This is a genomic window from Methylobacterium sp. Leaf111 (assembly GCF_001423285.1).
In the GTDB taxonomy this organism is placed as follows: domain Bacteria; phylum Pseudomonadota; class Alphaproteobacteria; order Rhizobiales; family Beijerinckiaceae; genus Methylobacterium.
Window position 1 is genome coordinate 1 of the sequence record NZ_LMNE01000053.1, and the last position, 4,143, is coordinate 4,143.

The window sequence follows — 4,143 nt, forward strand, 5'->3', positions numbered from 1 at the left end:
CCATCACGCGCAGGCTGCCTAACCTCTCACCCCAGATGGACCAGAGCCTCCGCTCCTGAACACCGCTGAATGTCCCAAATCATCTGACGACAGACAGGCAAGACCTACAAGACCTTGAAGCGCCACCTGCGCACCCACGGCCCGGATCCGAACAGCTATCGCGCTCGCTTCGGTCTGCCGGTCGAATACCCGATGGTTGCCCCGGAATATGCTGCACGCCGCTCCGAGTTGGCGAAATCCATCGGCCTTGGCCGGATCGCTGATCGGGGCGAGGCCGAGCAGACGTCTGCTCAGAACCGCAAGGCTGCCTGATCCTTTAACCAGCGCCGATGCTCGAAGCCCCGCAGCCCTTGTCGGCGCGGGGCTTTGTCGTTTCTGAACGAGGAGGATGCTGGTGTCCGTCACCTGCTCGATTTGATCTACGAGCGTTCAGTTCAGTGGCTTCGTCACCGCGGAGGAGTGATCCATGAAGAAGCGCATCATCTCTCGGCTGGCATCCGGGCCTTTCGGGTCAGTGTAACTCCCGTCCGTGCTTCCGCCGGACCAAGCGTGGCCCGCACCATGCAAGGTCCACTGCTCCAGGATTGCGCCTCCCGATGCGTTGGTCTGCACGGTGCGGGTGAAGGACATCCCATGGTCTGACTTCCCTTGGGACACGGCGCGTGTGAGCTTCTCCTTCGGCGCGGCTTGAGCAATGACTTGATCGCCGTTGATGAGGCTTACGGTTCTGTCGGCGTCGCCGTGAAAGACGATGGTAGGAACGCCGGCGCCAACCTTCCGGGCCTTCGGGGTGCCGCCACCATTCATGGCTGCGAATGCGGACGGCATGTCCCGAGCGGCGCCGCTGGCTAACCCAGAGTGGACGCCAACTGCCGCGAACACATCCGGATAGGTGTCTGCCATGATCGCTGCAGCGGCCCCGCCGGCAGAGAGGCCGGCCGCATAGATGCGGGACCGATCAGCCGAGAACTCTTTCACAACCGCCAGGGCGATGCCGGCAATGATCGAGGGCTCGCCGCGGTCGCGTTGCTGGTCGCCGGCGTTGAACCAGTTCCAGCACTTCTGCATGTTGGCCGACTGCGGCTGGCCCGGATACGCCACCAGGAACGTCTGCTCCTCGGCCAACGCGTTCATCCGTGTCCCCGCGGCGAAGTCGTCCGGGTTCTGAGTGCAGCCGTGCAGCATGACGACGAGGGGAAGCGCCTGCCCTGCGTACCCGCTCGGCACATAGACCTTGTACGTCCGGCTGCCTGCGGCATTGGAGAACGTCCGCTCCTCGAACCGTGCACCTTCTGGCACAACGACACTCGCGCCATGTGATGATCCGAAGCCTTCTGCCAGCCCGGGCACGGCGCTCATCTTTGGGAAGCGCTCACGCAGGTCGCGGAGCGTCTCCGACAGACCCGGACGCATGGGGGCAGTCTTTGTCGCGGCAGCGGCATCGTCGGGCGCAGCCTGGCCAAGACCCGCTTCGGTCCAGGCTCCACCTGGGATTGTAGGAGCAACCATGTCGATGATTGCTCCGAAGGGGGGAACTGTAGCTTTCGCGTTGGCGCCGGTGTCTTCATCCGCACCTGCTGCAGAGGCCCGCGCGACTGGTTTGCCCTGAAGCAGCGCCATGGCTTCTGCAAGCTGGCCGCTACGGGTGAGACGTGTCACCTCGCCCATATCGATCTTCGAGAAAGCGGTCATGATTATGATCCTGGATTAGAGGTTGGACGAGCACGAGGTGTTCCGCCCCGAGCAAGGTTGGTTGTCAGCTGGTGCGGTCGGCCAAGGCGGCCTTGACCTCTGGACTGGCTTGGAAGGCGCCAAGAACCTGCACCGAAGCGATGCCCTGGCGGGCCAATTCCGGGGTCACGTCTGGGGCGATAGTGGCGAGGCCAAGAACCTGGATGTGTAGTGGCTCGCCGGCGTCTCTTGCCGCCTCCAAGTCCCGAGCGGTGAAGTGCGAAAGGCCCAGGGTGAGCTTCTTGCGGGTGACCGACTGCTTCACCTCATCGCCCTGACGATCGAGCTGATTGCGGACGGCTGTCCGGATGAAATCAGCACGGTTGGCGTAGAAGCCATCTCTGACCAGCAGGTCGATCTGTCCGAGATCGACGAAGCCGAGATTGAGGGTCAGCTTCTCGCTGTCGGGCGACTTCGTGCGCAGCGCCCGAACATTGTCCGCCATCTCAGAACCTCTCTAGACCATCCCTTTGGATGGTCTAGAGATGGCTTATGGATGTGAAAGCGCAAGGGTTGAGTGCTGCCGAATTAACGAGACAGCGTTTCAAGAGGGGGCTGCATCGTACTCCAGAAGCTTGCGAGTAGGCAGGATGAGATATCTTCCGAGGTGCCAATTTGCCGTTCGGGAGAAATCGTTAGGTGCTTGGCTGGGACGCCCTATGCTGAGTGGGCGCTACGAGGAGCAATCCCTCCTCAGGAGCCGTGAACGGCCATGACATATACTCTCCACCAGCTTGCGGTTGGCAGCTACGATCTTGCCCTCGATGGCATCATCATAGGCAGTGTGGTCCAGGACATCGCGCCGGGAGGCAGCTCGCGCGGCTGGCGCGCGGAACTGCTCGACGAGCTGACGCCGGATCAATGGCCGATCCCTTTCCGAGGGATCGAGCCGCCCTTTCGGACGCTCGAAGCCGCTATGGCGTGGCTTGACGGCGCTGCCATCGTTGAAGGCCACAGCCAACAGTCACACGGCTTCGGGCATTGAGCTTCGATAGCCCTGAACATTGGACATGCTCGGATCTCGAGTGGCGTCCGACCTACTTTACCACAGGTAGCTGCACCCAGCCTGGGCGTACTCTCCGTGCACAAGCGGAAAGGCGATTACTGCATCCTGCAGATCGATTTGGATCACCAATGCCAAAGCTGATCAATTCTGCTGCTGCCGTGCTCGCCTTTTGCGCTGGCGTTTTCGGCCAAGCACACGCTCAGGGCCTCGCGCGCGGAGCGCAGGATGGCGCCGAACGCGGAGGAAACATCGCTGGTCCGTTGGGCGCCGCCGTCGGAAGTGCGATCGGTGGAGCTGTCGGAAGCGCCAATCAGATCCTCGGCATCGATAGGCGTGAGCGCTTTTGCATTTACACACTCGCTGATCGAAGGTCCTCCATCCCCTATGCAGGGGACGTGCGGGTTGGAGCGGTGCTCCCGAAGGAGGGCATGACCTACTATGATGTACCGCCTGAGTTTGCACTGAAGGGCTACAACTACACGATCGTCAACGAACGCCCCGTGCTGGTTGAGCCGGGCACGCGCCGGATTGTGGAAGTGATCAAGTGATGTCGACCGAAGCCGTAGGTTTGCCCGCAGGCCTGACAGAAGTCTCACGGCTTGCCGCACTTCTCGCAGATCGAGTGCTCGACGCTCAGATCACGAGCCGCCCGGTTCCAGATGGGAACATCCGCGTTCTGCTCGAGGCGGCGCTCCTGTTGAGAGAGTATGATCAGGAGCTGCCTTCCCTGCTTAGCCAGATCATGCACGGGGCTGCTGAGCCCGAAGTCCCCGCGCTGGTTGAGGTTCAACAGAGCGCACAGGAAGGGGAAAGCGAGGCTGGTCGGATAGCGTGGCTACTGCGGCCCTTCCAGGCATCGAAAGGCTGAACGCATACGGACTGTCTTACCAGGCGCCGAATAGGAGTTGCTCATGGCTGACCAGACCGAGCCTTTTGATCTTGAAGGCGCGGAAGATGTCGAGCTCAAACCCGGCGGCACCTACCTCCTCCCCCTTTGTGTAGTCAGGCCAGAGCTTATGCTCGGCGACGAGGTTGCAATCATGCTTCTCAGCACAAGCGAGGGGAGCCAACTCGGCATTCCCCTGACCCATCAATCTGCAAAGCGCCTGCAAGAGCTGCTTGCTGAAGCCCTGCGCAGAACGAAGCCGGACGCGGATCCGATGCAGTGATCCCTAAGCGACGCGTCGCGCCGAGATCATATCAGAGCGACAGCCAGCCGACTTCGCCTCGTCGTCCCAGCACAACATGCGCTCTCTTATTCACGCCCTGGAGCTCAGACCGCCGTAAGCGCTGTTTTCAGGCCACGGCTTTGAGGGCTGGCATGGCCTGGTAGGCCCATGGCAGCAGGTCGTCGAGACGGCTCTGTGGGTGGCCCTCGACGATGCGGGTGATGACGTCGGTGAGAT

7 protein-coding genes and 1 pseudogene are annotated in these 4,143 nt (G+C 61.7%); 5 read left to right on the forward strand and 3 right to left on the reverse strand.

Going from position 1 to position 4,143, the window contains the following annotated elements; all coding sequences use genetic code 11:
- Positions 1–96: 96 nt before the first annotated feature.
- Positions 97–312, forward strand: a pseudogene (locus tag ASF41_RS19310) (MucR family transcriptional regulator); the annotation flags it as partial.
- Between the two features lie 117 nt (positions 313–429).
- Here ASF41_RS19310 and ASF41_RS19315 read toward each other — a convergent pair.
- Together ASF41_RS19315 and ASF41_RS19320 are read right to left on the reverse strand one after the other, a co-directional pair.
- Entirely contained in the window at positions 430–1,692 is a 1,263-nt protein-coding gene (locus ASF41_RS19315) for a PHB depolymerase family esterase (protein ID WP_056496170.1), read from the reverse strand.
- Between the two features lie 64 nt (positions 1,693–1,756).
- Positions 1,757–2,176 (reverse strand): hypothetical protein, encoded by a 420-nt coding sequence (locus tag ASF41_RS19320; RefSeq protein ID WP_056496173.1) that lies wholly within the window; start codon positions 2,174–2,176, stop codon positions 1,757–1,759.
- A gap of 267 nt (positions 2,177–2,443) precedes the next feature.
- Here ASF41_RS19320 and ASF41_RS19325 point away from each other — a divergent pair, with 267 nt between their 5' ends.
- From ASF41_RS19325 to ASF41_RS19340, 4 genes are all read left to right on the forward strand, one after another.
- Positions 2,444–2,716 carry a hypothetical protein gene (locus ASF41_RS19325; RefSeq protein ID WP_056496176.1) on the forward strand — a complete coding sequence of 91 codons (273 nt, stop codon included), beginning with the start codon at positions 2,444–2,446 and terminating at the stop codon, positions 2,714–2,716.
- Between the two features lie 149 nt (positions 2,717–2,865).
- A complete protein-coding gene (locus ASF41_RS19330; protein WP_056496179.1) occupies positions 2,866–3,285 on the forward strand; it encodes a DUF1236 domain-containing protein in 420 nt (139 codons plus the stop codon).
- On the forward strand, positions 3,285–3,605 hold the full coding sequence (locus ASF41_RS24280; RefSeq protein ID WP_082504688.1) for a hypothetical protein: 321 nt from the start codon (positions 3,285–3,287) through the stop codon (positions 3,603–3,605). The genes ASF41_RS19330 and ASF41_RS24280 overlap by 1 nt, the downstream gene beginning before the upstream one ends.
- Positions 3,606–3,648: 43 nt before the next feature.
- Complete coding sequence (locus ASF41_RS19340; protein WP_056496185.1) at positions 3,649–3,906, forward strand: hypothetical protein; 258 nt, start codon at positions 3,649–3,651, stop codon at positions 3,904–3,906.
- 127 nt (positions 3,907–4,033) lie between these two features.
- Here the strand turns inward: ASF41_RS19340 and ASF41_RS25235 are convergent.
- Positions 4,034–4,143: transposase domain-containing protein (locus ASF41_RS25235; protein ID WP_156653278.1), on the reverse strand; the 110-nt coding region annotated here is incomplete at its 5' end.